Origin of the sequence: Desulfovibrio sp. An276 (genome assembly GCF_002159665.1) — a bacterium.
Taxonomy (GTDB): Bacteria; Desulfobacterota; Desulfovibrionia; order Desulfovibrionales; family Desulfovibrionaceae; genus Desulfovibrio; species Desulfovibrio faecigallinarum.
Map to the genome: position 1 here is coordinate 1 of NZ_NFJC01000022.1, position 17,342 is coordinate 17,342.

Annotated in this window: 16 protein-coding genes; 6 read left to right on the plus strand and 10 right to left on the minus strand. The window is 54.1% G+C overall.

All coding sequences use genetic code 11. The annotated features are described in order from the left end of the window. Both B5F76_RS15150 and B5F76_RS09555 read left to right on the plus strand, forming a co-directional pair. The coding region (locus tag B5F76_RS15150; protein ID WP_204218366.1) for a hypothetical protein at positions 1 to 185 on the plus strand (185 nt) is incomplete at its 5' end. 34 nt (positions 186 to 219) lie between these two features. Beyond that, complete coding sequence (locus tag B5F76_RS09555) at positions 220 to 1,917, plus strand: sensor domain-containing diguanylate cyclase (protein ID WP_087353760.1); 1,698 nt, start codon at positions 220 to 222, stop codon at positions 1,915 to 1,917. Positions 1,918 to 2,013: 96 nt separating this feature from the next. On the opposite strand, the gene B5F76_RS09560 is transcribed toward B5F76_RS09555, so the two are convergent. The 5 genes from B5F76_RS09560 to B5F76_RS09580 all read right to left on the minus strand — a co-directional run bounded on the left by B5F76_RS09560 (position 2,014) and on the right by B5F76_RS09580 (position 8,080). Beyond that, positions 2,014 to 2,790 (minus strand): tRNA1(Val) (adenine(37)-N6)-methyltransferase, encoded by a 777-nt coding sequence (locus B5F76_RS09560; RefSeq protein ID WP_087353764.1) that lies wholly within the window; start codon positions 2,788 to 2,790, stop codon positions 2,014 to 2,016. Positions 2,791 to 2,793: 3 nt separating this feature from the next. After that, a complete protein-coding gene (locus B5F76_RS09565) occupies positions 2,794 to 4,923 on the minus strand; it encodes a peptidase U32 family protein (RefSeq protein WP_087353768.1) in 2,130 nt (709 codons plus the stop codon). 78 nt (positions 4,924 to 5,001) lie between these two features. Continuing rightward, entirely contained in the window at positions 5,002 to 5,787 is a 786-nt protein-coding gene (locus B5F76_RS09570; protein WP_087353771.1) for a DsbA family protein, read from the minus strand. A 308-nt stretch (positions 5,788 to 6,095) separates the two neighbouring features. After that, the gene (locus B5F76_RS09575) at positions 6,096 to 6,800 is read right to left on the minus strand and encodes a hypothetical protein (protein ID WP_087353773.1); all 705 of its coding nucleotides are present in this window, start codon (positions 6,798 to 6,800) and stop codon (positions 6,096 to 6,098) included. After that, positions 6,800 to 8,080 carry a sulfite exporter TauE/SafE family protein gene (locus B5F76_RS09580; protein ID WP_087353775.1) on the minus strand — a complete coding sequence of 427 codons (1,281 nt, stop codon included), beginning with the start codon at positions 8,078 to 8,080 and terminating at the stop codon, positions 6,800 to 6,802. Before B5F76_RS09580 ends, B5F76_RS09575 begins: the two co-directional genes overlap by 1 nt. 684 nt (positions 8,081 to 8,764) lie before the next feature. Between B5F76_RS09580 and B5F76_RS09590 the strand changes: the two genes are divergently transcribed. Together B5F76_RS09590 and B5F76_RS09595 are read left to right on the plus strand one after the other, a co-directional pair. Continuing rightward, on the plus strand, positions 8,765 to 10,303 hold the full coding sequence (locus B5F76_RS09590; RefSeq protein WP_087353781.1) for an MFS transporter: 1,539 nt from the start codon (positions 8,765 to 8,767) through the stop codon (positions 10,301 to 10,303). A gap of 304 nt (positions 10,304 to 10,607) precedes the next feature. After that, entirely contained in the window at positions 10,608 to 11,381 is a 774-nt protein-coding gene (locus tag B5F76_RS09595; RefSeq protein ID WP_087353784.1) for a ParA family protein, read from the plus strand. 6 nt (positions 11,382 to 11,387) lie between these two features. On the opposite strand, the gene B5F76_RS09600 is transcribed toward B5F76_RS09595, so the two are convergent. Continuing rightward, a complete protein-coding gene (locus B5F76_RS09600) occupies positions 11,388 to 11,927 on the minus strand; it encodes a hypothetical protein (protein WP_087353786.1) in 540 nt (179 codons plus the stop codon). A gap of 91 nt (positions 11,928 to 12,018) precedes the next feature. On the opposite strand from B5F76_RS09600, the gene B5F76_RS09605 reads away from it, so the two are divergent. Further along, entirely contained in the window at positions 12,019 to 12,990 is a 972-nt protein-coding gene (locus B5F76_RS09605) for a ParB/RepB/Spo0J family partition protein (protein WP_087353789.1), read from the plus strand. A 226-nt stretch (positions 12,991 to 13,216) separates the two neighbouring features. Continuing rightward, complete coding sequence (locus B5F76_RS09610; protein ID WP_087353792.1) at positions 13,217 to 14,005, plus strand: MBL fold metallo-hydrolase; 789 nt, start codon at positions 13,217 to 13,219, stop codon at positions 14,003 to 14,005. A gap of 71 nt (positions 14,006 to 14,076) precedes the next feature. Here B5F76_RS09610 and B5F76_RS09615 read toward each other — a convergent pair whose 3' ends face one another. Genes B5F76_RS09615 through def form a run of 4 tightly spaced genes read right to left on the minus strand, consistent with a single transcriptional unit; the run spans position 14,077 to position 17,339 of the window. Further along, the gene (locus B5F76_RS09615) at positions 14,077 to 14,556 is read right to left on the minus strand and encodes an Lrp/AsnC family transcriptional regulator (protein ID WP_204218367.1); all 480 of its coding nucleotides are present in this window, start codon (positions 14,554 to 14,556) and stop codon (positions 14,077 to 14,079) included. A 4-nt stretch (positions 14,557 to 14,560) separates the two neighbouring features. After that, positions 14,561 to 15,865, minus strand: a complete 1,305-nt coding sequence (locus B5F76_RS09620; RefSeq protein ID WP_087353796.1) for a transcription antitermination factor NusB — start codon at positions 15,863 to 15,865, stop codon at positions 14,561 to 14,563. Beyond that, positions 15,865 to 16,845: a methionyl-tRNA formyltransferase gene (fmt, locus tag B5F76_RS09625; protein WP_239407014.1), complete on the minus strand. Its 981-nt coding sequence runs from the start codon at positions 16,843 to 16,845 to the stop codon at positions 15,865 to 15,867. The genes B5F76_RS09620 and fmt overlap by 1 nt, the downstream gene beginning before the upstream one ends. Beyond that, complete coding sequence (gene def, locus B5F76_RS09630) at positions 16,818 to 17,339, minus strand: peptide deformylase (protein ID WP_087353879.1); 522 nt, start codon at positions 17,337 to 17,339, stop codon at positions 16,818 to 16,820. The genes fmt and def overlap by 28 nt, the downstream gene beginning before the upstream one ends. Between the last annotated feature and the right edge of the window lie 3 nt (positions 17,340 to 17,342).

Here is a 17,342-nt window from a genome sequence, read left to right on the forward strand (position 1 = left end):
AATTATTATACCCCCCCCCCCCCGAAAAATTTATTGTATTTTTACAAGCAATATTTAAAATTTTTATGTTTTTGACAGGATTTGCTATTGACAGATCCCATAAAAAGGTTGGAAAAAAGCGCCATCAATATCATGTCACCACACTTTGGCCTCCCCCTGCCTTATACTCCTTAAACTTTCGGTAGCACATACAGTTCACTCTTCTTCCGCTATTTTGCCATGAAAACTCTCGCAGCAAAACCTCGCGTCATTCAGCTGTCTGCCCCGGATCTCACCTATGAATGGGATGTCCGCAACAATATCATCTTTCTCACGAAAGGTATAAGGGAAAAACTGCACCTTGGCCCAGCCCCTGTCATTTCCAGGGAAGAGTTCACAAAACACATTCCCATAGAAAATTCGGAAGCCAGGGAGAATGTGCTTAGGGAAATGCTTACAGGCAACAGTATCGCTATACAGGAACTTGTCTATCCCTTTGATTCTGTCATCCTGCATTCCTACCTTTTTGTCGTGCACAGGGAAGCCAACGGAGCGGCACGTACGATCATCGGCAATGTCTCAATCCAGGAAGAAGTTTCCTACACTCCATCCTACTCCTGCGACGACAAGGTTTTGCTCCACGGTTTTCTGCGCTACGACGTAAAAAACAGGACAATTACTCTGGACAGCAACTGTGCAGCCCTTCTTGGGTACGAGGAGACAACACCCAAGAATATCAGCCTTCTTGAATTTCGCGCCATGGTCAATCCCGAGGATCTCAATGGCCTGGTTTTGCGTGCACAACTCATCTTTGAGCACAACCAGTGGGGCAACGACTTCGAAGACATCCTACGCCTGCGCAGACAGGATGGCACAGAAGCGCGCTTTCTTCTCCATATTTCCATCCTGGCGCGCAATGAACGTCGACAGGCTACAGAAGTAGTCGGCAGCCTGCGCATAGTAGACGAATTCACCCACCCGGTGCGCAATACCAACCTCATTCAGGCAATCAGCGCATCTGGAGATGGCCTCTGGGACTGGGATGTTGTTCACAACACCGTTTCCTATTCTCCAAGATACCTGTCCATGCTCGGCTATACCCCGGAGGAGTTTCCTGCTGTTCCCGAAAGCTGGATGAACAGTATTCATCCGGATGATGTAGAGCGGACAGTGAGTATGCAGCTTCTGGTCATCGACTCGCCCCAAAACGGTGACAGCTTCGAGTGTTCCTACAGAATGCGCCGCGCAGATGGCACTTACGCTTGGATACTGGGCAGGGGCTATGTCTCCCACAGGGATGCCAACGGCAAGGCCACCAGACTGGTCGGTCTGCACACGGACATTACCACTCCCCAGGGAAACAGAGCCAGACTGGAAGATGCCGTGAACACCGATTCTCTCACCGGTGCCCACAGTCGCTGGTACTTCAACTCGGAAGTTCAGCGTGTCGAGCAGGCCCATATTCGTCCCGCAAGCATACTTGTTTTCGATCTCGACGGCCTGAAACTTGTGAACGACTACCTGGGACATGATTGTGGTGACCGCATGATCAGGGAGTTTGCCGCACTGTTGCGCCAGAACGTGCGGTCTTCGGATTGTGTAGCCCGCATGGGCGGAGATGAATTTGCCATCCTGCTCCACAGATGCCCAAAAGGAAAGGCACGGGAAATCATGGAAAATATCGCAAAGGACGTGGCAAGACACAATCTGCATCCGGACGCCATTCCCCTGCATGTCTCCATGGCGGCAAGCACTGCCAGCTGTATGGACACGACGCTTCTGGACACCATAGTAGATGCGGACAAGGAAATGCTGCGTTACAAGCACCTGCGCAGAAAGACAACGCTCAAGTCCATCAAGGACTACATCGAAAGGTACACATGCCAGCTGGTCACCCTGGACATCGAACGCTATCAGGGCAACCTGGCTGACAAATAGTCCTTCTCAATCATTTAAAGACAAATGACGGGGCTCATGTTTGATCTTTTGTCTTGTGTTTCACGTGAAACTTTTTGTCTCTTTGCTGCACAAGCATCAGCGCAGCCAGGGGCAGAAGGCATGCGCAGAGTCGGTTGCCTTCTGCGTGCCCTGCGCGTCTCTTTCATAGAGAACAAGGTCCGGCAGTATGACGCAGTCCGCTTTGGCGTCTTTTTTTGCCTCGCAAAGAACCCTTGTTGCCTCTCGATTGGCAAAGGGGCGCATTACTTTCAGGGTACGCAAGCCAAAGCCCCCTGATTTCAGGCAGGACACAAGATGGGAAAGCCTTTGCGCTGGATAGATCACAAAAAGCCTGCCATGGTGCACAAGAAGCTCTCTAGCTGCCCTGAAAAAAAGTTCCAGGCTGTCGTGTCCCCTGCGGGCGCCTTCGTTGAGGGCCTTGTCGGACACAAGTCCGCTCCCAGCTTCCCAGTAGGGAGGGTTCATCAACACAATATCGCACAAGGGACGAGTATACGGCATGCGCTCCACAAGATCATGGCAAAAAAAGGTGCTGCGCTTTGAAAGCCCAAGAAGAGCGCCATTTTCCAAAGCGCAGTCTACAAGCTGTCTTTCCCTGTCCACACCCAAGACCTTTGCCTTCTCCAGCAAAAGGCAAAGCCCAAGGGAGGAGGCCCCGCAGCCGCAGCCAAGATCGGCAGCTGCAAAAAGTCCCCTGCTCTCAAGGCCAAAAGCCTGATTGCGCAGGGGATTTTTGGGCATTGCCGGATGCCTTGCCAGGGTTTCCCTGACAAAACAGGGAAGCAGAAGGGCGTCCAGTGCAAAGCGCATGGAGCCCTGCGGCTGCTTCAGACCATTCGGAAATGTGTGCATGCCTTATAAAAGAGGATTTTCCCAGTTGAAGAGGCCAGGCCTTGGCTGCCTTGGCAGACTCTGGGGCGGCCTTTCCTGCAGGGTCACGGAAAAGCTGTAACCGGCCTTTTCTAGTTCCGGGCGCTTTTCGGTCAGATCCATTTCCCAGCCAGGATAGAGCCACACATTCTGGCCGTATTGCCTGGCCCAGAAAAGCTCACCCTTGGGAGAGGCGAAGGGCTCGTTCAGGCGCACGCCCAAGGCACCAAAACGACTGATGCCCACAGGCCACGATCCTTTGAGAACGTACCCCAATGGCAAAGCACTCAGGCGGGGAAGAGAGAGCATAAGCTCCCTGTTGAGTTCCGGGGAAACGATGGCAGCCTTGAAGCCCATGTCGGCGTAGAGAGCAATGGCGCGGTCGTTTGCTATGTTGCAAAACGGCCCTGCCACAAGAAAGGCGTTTTCGTCCCCGCGCATCTTCTCGTCAAAGAGACCCAGCTGCCAGGGAGCGTTCAAGACAAAGGTTCTGGCCCCTTCCCTCCACAGGCGCACAATCATGCGCTGATAGTCCTTTTCCTCCTCTGTCCACAAAACAGGGGGCAGCCACCAGCCAAAGCGCCGCACTGCTGTTCTGGAAAGCTCTGCGGACTTGGGGGTGAGCCACAGACAGGAGAGGAAGTTTCTGGCCCCCCTGGTTTCCTTGCCCTGGGGCAGGCTTGCGTGCACTGTCATGGCAGGCACATAGACCTTCTTGCAGGGCGCAAGAGGGGCAAGATCGACGTCCACATTTGTTGTTCTGCGTTCCGGCAGGCTCTCAAGCCTTGCCTTCCACTCGGAAAGTATGCGTTCGAGCTCCACTTCCCTGCGATCTATGAGGTAGACGGCAACTCCTGCCTTGGGCGTCTTGTGTCTTGGCACGCGCAAATAGTAGGTCCCGCCCTTTGGCGTCTGGCGAGTGACAGGGAGGGTCGAATGCCAGCGCTCGTCCTCTATCCCTATGCGCAGATAATCGTGCACCTTCAAATCCTGAAAGGGTTTCACGCAAGGTACACCGTTGGCTGCTATGGCAACCTTGCCAATGAGCAGGCCAGAGCTTGTCTGGCCTGAGGGATTGACTGGCACAACCTGTCTTCCGGGCAGGAAGCGGGCATGGGTTGCTGGGCGCCCGAGGGCCATTTCCAATATGCCCACTGCCATTTTCCTGGCCTTGCTGTCCGTGGGGTTGTCACGCAATATGCGGTAGGCAGTCACGGTGTGGTAGACGTAATGGGGGCCCTTCTTGCGTCCCTCTATTTTCCAGGAAATCAGATGGGGAACGCCAATGAGCGTTTTTGTCAGCACATCCACTGACAGGTCTTCGCAGGAAAAATAACGGCCGGACTGGTTCTTGCCCACTCTTGCGTCATGTCCCCTGCCCCTGGTCTGCGCACCCTGCCTTCTGAAGCCTTCCTGGCCCTTTCTCTCGTCCTGCTGCCTCTGCTGCTGAGCCTGCAGGATTTCCGGCCCCTGCGCGTACACCCTGCGACAGGGCTGCACGCATCTGCCGCGCAAACCGCTCTTGCCGCCCATGTAGCTGGACCAGTAGCAGCGTCCGGAAACACAGTAGCACAAGGCACCGTGCACAAAGCTTTCCAGCTCCAGATCCTCAGGACAGGATTCGGCCATAAAGCGAATCTCATCGATGTTGAGCTCGCGCGGGAGCACAACCCTGTTGGCCCCAAGCTCGCGGGCAAGGACAAGCCCTGCCGGATGGGTCACGTTGGCAAGGGTCGACAGGGTTATCGATCCTGTAAAGCCTACGTCCCTGGCTACCTTCAGCATGGCCAGATCCTGAACGATGATGGCGTCGCAACCAACCTGATTTTCAAGGCGATACAGAAGTCGTGCTGCAGCCTCCACCTCGTTGTCCTTGATCAGATTGTTCATGGCAACTGTCACCCTGGTCCCGTTTTCATGGGCAAGGTCCGTAAGCCGTGAAAGTTCTGTCAGTCCGAAATTCTCGGCCTGCATACGGGCAGAAAACTGCTTGAGCCCCAGGTAGATGTTGTCTGCGCCTGCAGCAAGGGCAGCCAGAAAGCAGGATGTGTCCCCTGCGGGAGCAAGGATTTCCGGCCTGTCACAGGTAGGTCTGGGCAAATCTGGTCTTGTCAAGGGTATACCTCGTTATGGCGGAACAGCACGTGTTCCAATAAGCGTCTTAAAGCCAGGGAACAAGGGAAGGGAAAAGGTCTAACGGTTCAGCTCTATTTCAATGGCCCTGCGAAACATGTTGATGGGTACGGCCCCGCGTATGACCAGGTTGTTGACAAGGAAGCAGGGTGTTCCCTCTATGCCGAGCCTGTCTGCATCATCGAGATCTTCCTTCAGGATCCTTGCCACAAGCTTCTGCCTGCGGGCGCTGTCCATCTTCTTCATGTCCACGCCGATTTCCATGGCGGCCTCGCGCAGGTATTCCTCTCCCTTGCCTATGAGCTTGTCGTAATTGTCAAAAAGCAGGCGATAGAATTTCCAGGCCTTTTCCTCGCTCTGCTGGGAGATGGCCACAAAGTACTGCGAGGCAAGCCCCGCTATGCCCTGGGGATCCAGGGGCATGTTCTTGAAGACAAAGGAGACCTTGCCGGAATATTCCTTGATCAGCTGCTCCACTGTCCTTTCCGCCCTGCGGCAATAGGTACAGGTGAAGTCCGAGAAGGCAACTATCTGCACCTTGGCGTTCTTTAATCCAACCCTGGGACGATTTTCCGTCTTGACGTCCTTGGGAATTTTGGCGTCCTGGGCCCACTGCTTCTCAAGATTGGAAAGCTTCTTGCTGTCCGATCCCATCTGGGCAATGTCAAGAACTGTCTCGCAATGCTCCCTCAAGAAATCCAGGAGCACTTCCGGATGCTCGCGCAAAAGCTCCTCAAGAGCCGGCCTAAGATCCTTCGGGCTTATTTCCCCAGCCTCTGCCCTGGCCGGCGTAGCTGCAAAAAGGGACAGGGCCAGAAGGGTCGAAAGGGCAAGCTTTCCTCTCATCAGTCTCTCCTATGTGGGCAAAACCAGGGATCTGTCCCGTGGCAATTGTTTTTCGCGTATTTTCCTGACCAGCACCTTCTTCTCTCCCTTGCAGTCTTCACTCCCCTTTTCGATCCACGAAAAAAAAGAAGAAAAACGTGCAATAGAACAGGGGTGTTGAGCCTTGGAGCAGGACTGGATCAAGAGAGATACGTACAAAATCAGCCCCTGTCAAAGGTTTTGCAAACCTGAAAAAGGCTCAACACAAAAGGCCCCCGCACACGCAGGGGCCTTCAAAAAAATCGGAAAGTCAGGGAAATTGCCTGTTTCTACTTGTGCATGCTCAGGCCAATGCCTTCAAACAGTTGGAATATGCCAAAGCCATACCAGAGGGTATAGAGGATGTAGAAGACAAGCATGCCTACGATCAGAGGAATATGCTCCTTCACCTTGGTAATTTCTATCATGTAGAAATTGTTGCCTGGCTCAAGAGCCTTCTTCAGGGTCACGTCGACAATCTTTGCGTACTCTATGTGTCCCTGCTTCTGCAGTTCCTGAATTGCGGGATGCAGAAGGGACCACCAGCACTTAGCCACCTGCAGGGCAGGCATTCTGTACTTTTCCTCAATGGGCTTGTGCTCGTTGTAGTAGAGGGTATCGCCCACGTCGGCAGCAGCGTTGAGGATGCTTCCAAGATCACCCTTGAAATGCAGGCGACCTTCCTTGTCGTAGTTGGCCTCGGCACCGACAATGCTCAGCACGCGGGCCGCACCATAGCTGTACTTGTGTTCCAGGGGAACATTGACTTCTATTGTCTTGCCTTCCACAGCGTCGATTTCCTTGCGAACTTCGGGAAGGAAGTAGGAGGAGCCCTTGGCAAGGGAGTTGAAGACGGAATCTGCAAACTGCAGGCCGGTCAGCCTGTTGCCATAATTATCGTGCAGCATGGGGAACAAGAGATAAATGCACACTGCAAAAAAGGAACCGACCATGACTATGCCGGCCACAAAGTGTTTTCTGCTGCGAATCAACATTAGCTGCCCTCCTCTCTAAGCTTTTTGATGTTCAGGACAAACTTGCTGATCACCCAGAAACCGAAGAAGGCAACAACAGCCCAGAAGATGATGTTGCCGACAAATTCGATACCGTTGACAAGATTGGCTGGCAGGGAAATCACTTCCATTTCGACCAGCTTCTTGGGAAGGGTGGCAACTCTGTTCACAAAGCCTGCCAGAATGGACATGGCGTAGAAGCCACGGATCTGCGCGCCCTTGACGACCTTGGTGGTGAGAGCGCCAATCTGGATTCCGAGGAGGGATCCGAGCAGCATGCCGACGGCCAGAGTGTAGAACACGTAGCCGTAGATGGCGTACTGGCCCACAGCGGCAAAGCCGGCGGTGAAGATGATCTGGAAAATATCCGTACCCACTGTCGTCATGGCGGACACGCCAAATACGTAGACGAACATCGGGAAGGTGACAAAACCGCCGCCCACGCCCATGATGGCTGCGAGCATGCCCACAAAGACACCGCCAAGGGCGATGATCCAGGCGGAAATGCGACGTCCGCCGGGCACTGCCTGCTCGTCAAATGTGATGGTGGGAGGAATGTGCAGGGACTGCAGCTTGAGAGAAATGGCCGTCCTGTTGGCTGTGGCAGGATTGGAGTCTGTGGGCGCCTTGGGCTTGTTCTTGGGCACAATCCTGTTGGTCAGGCGCAGATAGTCGTACAGCGCATAGAAGCCGAGGAAGCCCAGAAGAAGTGCGTAGATGACCGTGATGAAGACGTCCGAGAGGATGGGGCTGAAATTGTAGAGCCCCTTGTTGATGGCGCCACCCACAAAGGTGCCGAAGATGGAACCGACCAGGAAGGCCATGGCCAGACGCACGGACACGTTGCCCAGCTTCTTGTGGATGGTTGTGCCCATGATGGCCTTGGCAAAGATGTGAAAGAGGTCAGTACCCACAGCCAAGATACCCTTAACGCCAACTGCCATCAGAGCGGGTGTGATGATGAAGCCACCGCCTGCACCAATACAGCCGGTGATAAGTCCTGCAGCCACACCTACTGCTATGGACGTAAGAAAGATGCTCGTGGTGTAGAAGGAGGGCGCATAGGCTGCCTTGCCTCCGAGCATCTCGTGTTCAAAGTAGGCCTCTGCACAGCAAACTGCCAGGATCGGCACTGCCAAGGCCAGGACGATAAGAAGTTTTTTTCGGTTTTTCAGGATGGAAGTCGATGCTTCCAGATCCCAACGGGCATAGGCTTGCGATCCCGCCAGGAGAAACTCGTACAATTGTCTGCCAATGCTCATGAAAACCCCCTTGCTTGTTGCGCATCTCCACATGCGCATTTCTTCACACAAAAAGGAAGAAACAGTTTCGTCTACCATGTGAACTTTTTTCTGTGAACCCCCTCAAGAAACAATGAAGTACTCTCTCGGGCAGCATAAATTTTCCCAGACTCGGCATCACAGCACAAAAAAATTTGTGATCACGGAATATTATATTTTTAACACATAGCTCCCCAAATATGGAAAAAAACTTTTTGCGCGATTGTAAATTTTCCGACCAGAAATTTTGACACTATCTTGCCTCGAACATGCGCAGCAGACACTGTTTGTAAATTTATACATAAATTACAAAGCATTATAAGATTTACACAGTGTAATATCGGATATTTTTTAACACACATTAGAGAAATTTTTCACAAATAAGAAAAATATGATTTCTATGCTTGTATTTTACCCTGCAAAACTAAAGACTACCTGATTTGCACAGAGCCAAACCCGCACTTCATGCAAACGGGGACTGGCAAAGCGCTCCTTTTTGTGAAAAACTTCCTTCTGTTGCCTGGCAAGTCAAGCGACTGCAAAAAAAATGTTTCCTGGCGTTTGCGACAGAGACGGCAGTGATACAGGACAACAAATCTCTGTTTCACGTGAAACAGTGCCGGACATGGGGGATCGGCAGGCTTGGTATCCACAAGGGAGGCGCACATGCCAAAAGAGATTGAGGCTCAACACATATTTGTCCCGGCCCTGGGCATTTTCCTCGGCGTCGCCCTAGTCATCATTGATTCGACCCTGGTCAATGTTGCCCTGCCTGTCATGGCAAGGGAGCTGCATATAAGCGACGGAGCAGCCACGTTCTTTGTTCAGGCCTACCAGATTGTGCTTCTTATCCTGCTCTTTCCGGCTATTGCCCTGTCACCCCTGGTCGGCTGCAAGCGTTTCTTCCTTTGCGGCATAGCTCTCTTTGTGGCTGCGTCTCTAGGTTGCGCACTTTCACGAACACCTAGCAGTCTCTGCCTTTTCAGAATCCTGCAGGCTGTGGGCGGATCAGCCATGCTGAGTGTCAATATTGCCCTCGTAGAACGCGTCTTCAAAAAAGACAGGCTTGCCACAGGCATAGGCTTCAATACGGCCACCATATCCATATCCATTATCATCGGCCCTGCCCTGGGTGGCTTCATGCTCACGCACGTGTCCTGGCCCTGGCTCTTTGCGATCAATTTGCCTCTGGGGCTTTTGGCCCTGCTTGCTGCATGGAAGCATGTGCCTGGTGAACAGAACACCCGACTTGCGCGGGAGCATCTGCGGGAGTTTGCCGTCATCCTTGGCCTCTCGATTCTGCTCTTTGCAGGCTTCCTTGCCTCTCTCGGTGTCTTTTCCTGGGGACTTCCCTGGCAGATCCTGCCAGGCACACTGCTTCTCCTTTTGTGTGGTGCAAGGCTCCTCGTACGACAGCAACGCGTTGGCAGTCTCGTTCTCTTTCCGGAGCATGTCCTCTTGAACAAGCCCTTTTTGTTCTCTCTTCTTGTCACAATTGTCTGTTTCATGGCCCAGTCGGGAACAGTTCTTGCCATGCCCTTTGCCTTCATGGAGGGACTGGGCTTTGATATACAGGACACAAGTCTTTTGCTGGTTGCCTGGCCTGCCCTGCACAGTGTGACTTCGCTTGCGTCAGGGAAGCTGGGCAAACTTGTTCGCAGGGGAAACAGGGCTGTCCTGGGCATTATTCTTGGCGCTTGCGGGATAGTGCTTTTTGCCTTTGCGCCAGACGCTTCCATCAGGCGTCTTGCGGCAGTTGTCGCCCTGTGCGGACTGGGATACGGGCTTTTTCGGCCACAAAACTCGACAGCCATGCTCATTCTTGCCTCTGCCGGCATGCTTCTTTGCACGGCAGGAATACTGCTGCTTGCCCTTGTCCCAGCCCCTTCCTTCTGGCGCATGGCCTCCATTGTCGCCCTGTGCGGACTGGGATACGGACTATTTCAGGTGCCAAACGAGACAGCAACGCTCATGTTTGCCGACGCCTTCGACAGGGCAAGAACAAGCTCGCTTATTTCCTTTTGCAGAACGCTGGGCCAGACCCTGGGCACCATGGTTACGGCAGGCTGTCTGCTCAAGGCCCCCTTCAACCTGGAACTCCCCTTCCTGCTTGCTGCCCTTGCGGGAGGCATGGGCGTCCTTCTCTCTCTTGTGCGCGCAGTGAAGTACGGAAACGTTCTGGACAAGGGTGCCCCGGGAAATTGATGGGATCTTTTCAGGAAAAGTGTTGTTTTTTGTCCGAAAACTTGAAAAAGGCCACAAAAAATGTACAACAAGTGCCCGCATAGCACAAAAAACAGGCGCTCGGCTGTCTTGACCAGCCCTGGGCTATTGCTTAGGAATGGGTTTGGCGTCCCATTGTTTCACGTGAAACAATGGGGACACAGCTCTCCCCGTCTCTCTGCTCTTCCTGGGGAAAACTTTCCACAAAGCGAAGAGAGCCAAAAACAGCAAGAAAAATACGGAGCAAAAGCTTGCAATATATCCAGACAACAAGAGAGGTGGTCCTATGAGCAGGATCATCTGTGTCGCCAATCAGAAGGGTGGCGTGGGAAAGACCACCACCTCCATCAATCTTGCCGCATCCCTGTCGGTTCTTGAGCGCAAGACCCTGCTCATAGATTGCGATCCCCAAGCCAACGCGACCAGTGGCCTTGGCATAGCAACATCGGGCCTCTCTGCAGATCTCTATTCCGTTTTCTACAATCCCACTCCGGAATCTGTCCGCTCAGCAATCATCAGCGTCAGGTCGCCCTATCTGGATGTTCTCCCGGGCTCGATCAACCTTGTTGCCGTGGAAGTGGAGCTTGTGGGCGAGATTGCCAGGGAATTCTTCCTGCACAACGTCATATCCCAGGTGGCAGACGACTACGATTTTATCGTCATCGACTGCCCTCCTTCCCTGGGCCTGCTCACCCTCAACGGTCTTTGCGCTGCAAGCGAGCTGCTCATTCCCCTGCAGTGCGAATACTTTGCCCTGGAAGGCATAGCCAAACTCATGGCCACCTATTCCAAGGTACGCAAAATCAACCCCGGGCTTGGCATTTTAGGCGTGCTGCTCACCATGTTTGACACGCGCAACCGTCTTTCGCACGACGTCATGGAGGAAATCACCAGCAAGATGCCAAGATACATGCTGAGAACCAACATTCCGCGCAACGTGCGCCTTTCCGAAGCTCCAAGCCACGGAAAGTCCATCATACACTACGATATCAAGTCCAAGGGCGCCATTGCCTACATTGGCCTTGCTCAGGAAATTCTGCACCGCAAGGCCATAGCCTAAAAAAGGTCAGGGCCTGTAGGGCATGGTGTGCTCGCACACAACCTCGTCCCTGAAATGCTTGAGACGTATGGTTGCGCCACAATGCGAGCACTGGAAGACCAGAAGACCCCCAGTGTTGGCGTTGCTCAAGACAAAGGGGTGTCCGGGATCGGTGCGCCAATCCTCTGTATCTGTCCCGCAGCCAGGGCAGTGCACCTTGCCGCTGTAGTCATAGTCGCAATCCCAGTGCATGAGGAATTCCCTGAAATCCTCCAAATCCTCGTCGGCAACGCCTCCGTGCTTGAAAAAGAGCTCCTTTTCGCCTGAACGCAGGTCGTACTTGACCTCGTTCCACAGCTCTCTGCTCAGCACATAGGCAAAGGTCTTGCCATCGGGCCCAAGACAGGGACTGATGTGTGCCGGCAGCTGGCTTGCCGGACCAAGCATGGGTAATCCTCCCTGCAGGGCGTCCGCGCAGCGCTGTCCCAATTCTGCGGAGATGAAGAAGCATTCCTTCTGATTCTTGACGTCCTTCATGTGGACTATGTGCGTTTCCAAATCAAACATTATGATATAACCTCCAGCTCTCTTAGGGCCTGCCCGATTGTAGCCAGGGCTTGGCGCAGGACGAGAGATTTTTGAGAACAAGGAGCAGACAGTGTCTTCTTCCAAAGGACTTGGTCGCGGGCTTGATGCCCTCTTCCCTGCGGACCTGCAGTCTGCAGGCATTGACTCCGACATACGCACAAATCAGATCCTCAATGTCCCCATTGACACTCTGGTCCCGAACCCGGATCAGCCAAGGAAGAGCATGACCGACCAGGGGCTTGAGGAGCTTGCCAAATCCATAGCGCTGCAGGGAGTCATTCAGCCATTGCTTGTGCGCCGAAGCAGGGAAAAAGGCAAGTACCAGATTATTGCCGGAGAGCGCCGCTGGCGCGCTGCCCAGCTGGCTCACCTGAGTGAGGTTCCGGTGTTCCTGAAGGATTTGAGCGACGAGGATGTGATGCTTGTCGCCCTTATAGAAAACCTTCAGCGCGAGGATCTCAACGCTGCCGAAGAGGCGAGCGCTCTGCAGGAACTCAAGGACAAGCTTTCCATCACCCAGGAAGAGCTGGCAAGGCGCCTTGGGAAAAGCAGATCCATGATAGCCAACTCCCTGCGCCTTTTGCAGCTGCCAAAGGATGCTCTCACGGCCCTGAGGGAAGGACGCATCAGCGCAGGCCATGCCCGCTGCCTTCTTCCCTTTGTAGAAAACGAGCAGACACTGTTGGCCTTTTTGCAACACATCCTGGACCACACGCTCACGGTGCGCGAATGCGAGGACATTCTGGCTTCCTGGAAGACAGGACAGCCACTTCCTTGGCAGGGCGAAAGCCCACAGGTTGCTCCAGAGCCCCAAAAACCAAGGACACGCACGCCCAAAAGCCCGGTGTTCAAGAAGCTGGAAAAGGAACTGACAAGTCTTGTCCAGTGCAAGGCAAAAATCAGCGGCAGCAACGAAAAGGGCAAGATCACCTTCCAGTACAAGAACGAGGAGGAGCTGCAAAAGCTTCTGTCTGCCCTTGGCATGAGCGCGCAAACAGCTGAGACCGCTGAAGACAGCGAATCTGGAGAGAGCGCAGAATAGATATCTTTCACATTGGCAGGGCCCGGGCCCTGCCTTTTTTGCACTCTTTTTTCATGGCTGCTACAAGTTTCAAGTCCTTGCGATTTCTGGCAGCACTTGCAAAAAGCAAGGAATTAAGCCCTTCTTTGTTGCTCGCACTCTGTCCCCTGTGCCCATCCATGAGGTAGTGCCTTGCGAAACAGTTTCCCTATGGGGAACAAAAGAAGCACGCTCTTTTGGAGGAAACATGCGCATCGAACAAATTCGCAACGCGACCATCAAGATACACTATGCCGGCAAGACCTTTCTTGTGGACCCCTGGCTCGCGCCAAAGGGCAGCATGGGCTGCTTTGCAGATTTGTCCACGTTCAGGGTCTGTCACAAGGAGCAGGCGCGTATTCCCATGCCCATGTGCGCTCTCCCCTTCCCTACGGAAAAGGTCCTTGAGGATGTTGACGCCTACATTGTCACCCACGTGCACCCGGACCACATCGACATGAATCTGGACGGCACAATCAAGGACTATCTCAAGCGTGACGTTGCCACCTTTGTCCAGAGCGATGAAGACGCGAGCGTGTTGCAAAAATCCGGCTTTGGGGATGTCCGGACCCTTGGCGCAAATTCCTCCTTCGGAGACATACAGCTTGTGAAAACGCCTGGCCTGCATGGAACACTCAAGCCCTGTGGTCCCTCCTGCGGCGTTGTTTTCAGACACCCGGAAGAAAAAACTCTCTATGTTGCAGGCGACACCATCTGGTACAGTGAGGTGGAAAGATCCCTTGCCAGTTTCAGGCCAGACGTAGTTGTTCTCAATGCCTGTGCTGCGGAACTGGAAGACTATGGCCGCCTTATCATGGACGATCACGATGTCGCCATGGTGCACAAGGCCGCTCCCTGCGCCAGGGTCATCGTAAGCCACATGGACACGGTAGCCCACGCCAGCATCACCCGTGCCACCATGCGCGAAAGACTGCAAAAGCTGGGTATTTGGGATGCCATCCTTATGCCCGCGGACGGAGAATCTCTGTCCTTCTAACCTGCAGGTAGTCAAAAAGGGCCGTGCACATCGCAGTGAACGGCCCTTTTTTGAGCTTTTGGTTCAAGATATCAGGCATTGAGCTCTGGCAGGGAACTTTCCTCAAGCACAATATCGACCTGGAGCGGCACGCGCTCTTCCATCTTTCCCAGAATGTTACGCATGACTTCCATGTTCAGAAAGTAGATGTCGAAAAACGTGCTTCTGGAACCGGTGAGCCTGTAGGAGTGCAGGATGCGGCACTTGTCCCGTGTGCAAAGCCCAACAAAGAAGGCGCAATCACTTTGGGAAAACTGACCGCGCACAAGGGCGTGCACACGATAGCCAAAGACTGAGCAGTTCACATTCACGGTGTAGCGCTGCAAGATGCCAAGGTCTTCGAGTCTCTCCACCCTGTTGCGCACTGCCTGGGCTGACAAAAACACACGGCTTCCGATCTCCTTCATGGTCACGCGCGAATTTTCGCGCATGCATTCCACAATGCAGCGATCGATCTCGTCGAGTTTTGCTTCCTTCTTCTCCCTTCCTGCCACGCCCTGCCTCCACTTCACACCATCACAGCTTTCGCAAACAAGCTGCGTACATGCCTTCCCACTGTCCCATTGTCCGCCATTCTCCCACAAGTTCGGCATGGTTTTCGGAAAGCACATCGCGCACAAGCTGTTCGTTTTCGCTGCGTGTTACAGTGCAAGTCATGTAAATGACCTGTCTTCCCTGCTGCACAAGCGCAAGGGCCCTTGCAAGAAGCTTCTTCTGTATGGCCGTGTGTCCCTCAATATCCACATCCTTCAGCTTGATATCCGGACGTCTTGAGAGAACGCCAAGCCCGGTACAGGGCACATCGAGCAAGATGTCGCCCTGCCAGGACGTGAAGGGAGGCCTTGTTCCGTCAGCCTGAAAGACAAGGGGGGCCGCAAGCCCCAGTCGCTCGCATTCTCCGGGAAGACCGCGCAGACGCCTGAAGCTTGTGTCCGAGGCAAGCCGAACTTCAATTCCTTCTTCCAGCAAAGCGCATGTCTTGCCGCCAAAGCCTGCGCACATGTCCCAGAGGGGCACGTCCTTTTCAAAGTCCGGACTTGCCAGAATCAGCTGCGAGCCTGCGGCCTGCAGACTTGCCCTGCCCTCCCGGACAAGTTCGGCTGTCTCCAAAAGCTGGCCCCCAGCGCAAAAAAGCCCCTTCTGTCCTGCCCTGCCAGGCAGAGCCTGCCAGCCCTTCTCGCACAATGCGGCAAAAAGATCTTCAAAACCTTCCTTTAAGGGATTGAGACGCAGGGACGCCACAGGGCGCGTGAAACTCTGCAAAAGTGCCGCTCGTGCATTTTCTTCTCCGAGCTCGCGCAGGAAAAGCCTTCCCATTTTTTCGGGAACACTCGCAAGGCGCAGGAAGGCAGAAAAATCGTCCCTGTCCCTCTTGTCCTTGTAAAAGCTCTCCTCAAGGGGAGCCCCTTCCAGACGAAGGAGGGAGCGCAAACCCCAGTTGGCAGCTGCCCCCATGCCCTTGCCGCACAAAAAGCTTATGTCCGCCACTGTTTCGTGGACTATGGCATAGGCAGGTGCCTTTTGCTGAAAGAGGAGTGCCGCACAGGCTGCCACAAGCAGGCGCTGCACCACCTTGGGAAAATGTCCAAACTTTGGGTAGATGCGGTGAAGCACGTATAGACAGCGCACTTCACTGCGCACAGCAGTGTAGACAAGATCCGTGGCCTGCCTGCGTACTTCCTCAGAAAGCTTCAGGGAGAGCAGGGTCTCCGAAAGGGCTGCCTGCAAAGGAACATTTCTTTCCAGGGCATCCCGCACAAGCAAATAGACCTTGCGCGCGGATGGCCCAAGCCTTGCCACCTTGCCGGGACCGGAGGCCATTACCTGTCTCCCGAAACGATATGGCCGACCCGGACGAGATCCTTCGAAGCCAGGCGCAGGCCGTTCACAAACGAGGCTGCGTCCATGCTCTTCTTGCCCTGGGGCTTTAAGCGCACAATATCAAGCAGGCCATCCTCGCAGGAAATGCACAGTCTGCCCTTTTGGGCAAGAACACATCCTGGCTCGCAGTCCGAAGGTTCGCCTGCCCTCACTTCTTCGAGAACAACACCAAGACTTGTTCCAGAGATATCCAAAACGGCATGGGCGCCAGGATCGGGTGTAACACCCCTGATATGGGCCTCGACACTTCGGATGGGTCTTGCAAAGTCGATTGCGCCGTCGCTTTTCAAAATCTTGGCTGCGTAGCTTGGCTCTCCCTGCTGGGCTTTAGGCGTACAGCTTCCATCCTCTATGCCATCCATGACGGAAAGGAGCATGGGCACTGCCATGGGTGCCATCTTCTGCAAGAGGCTTCCCGCGGTTTCCCCTGCGGTGGGAAGTTCGTACATGCTGTAGACAGGGCCCGCGTCAAGCTCAAGCTCCATGCGCATGATGCTTATGCCGGTCCTTGTCTCGCCGTTCATGAGGGCACGCTGCACAGGAGCGCTGCCCCTGTAGGCAGGAAGGAGCGAGGTGTGCACATTGATGGGTTCGCGGGCAGGAATATCCAGCACGCTCTGGGGCAAAATCATGCCGTAGGCAGCGACAATCAGATAGTCCGGAGCAAGGGAGGAAAGATAGACCTGCTCTGCCTCATCCCTTTTGAGAGATACGGGCTGGCGAACCTCAAGGCCTAGCCCAAGGGCAAGCTCCTTGACCGGGGAGAAAACAAGCTTCTTGCCCCTGCCAGCCGGCCTGTCCGGCTGCGTGTACACAGCCTTGATCTCTACCTTTCCCGAACCAGCAAGGCCTGCCAGTATGTCCCTGGCAAAGGCAGGCGTTCCCATGAAGACTATGCTTCTTGCTTTCTCTTGAGCCACTTCTTCACCTTGGTATCGTAAAGCGAACGTCTGAGATGTCCAATCTTGTCTATGAAGAGCACGCCCTTCAGATGATCCGTCTCGTGCTGCACAATGACGGCCTCGAAGCCCTCGATGTCACGCTCGTGCACAACACCGTCAAGGTCTGTGTATTTCAGATGGATGGAGCTCGAGCGCTTGACGTCCGCCCTGTATCCGAGGGGAACGGACAGGCACCCTTCCCTCTCGCTCACAATGGTCTCGCCGGTCAGGGTCACCTCGGGATTGATGAGGACAACCGGATGCTTCTCTTCCTCCTTGTCCGAGGGATCGTAGACGACAATCTGCTTCAGGATGCCAACCTGGGGCGCTGCAAGACCCACACCTGGAGCATCGTACATGGTTTCCAGCATATCGCTGGCAAGTTCGCGTATCTCGTCTGTAATGTCCTCCACGGGTTCGCATGGTTTTGCAAGCAAGGGATCCGGGTAGAGGACTATCTTGCGTAGGGCCATATT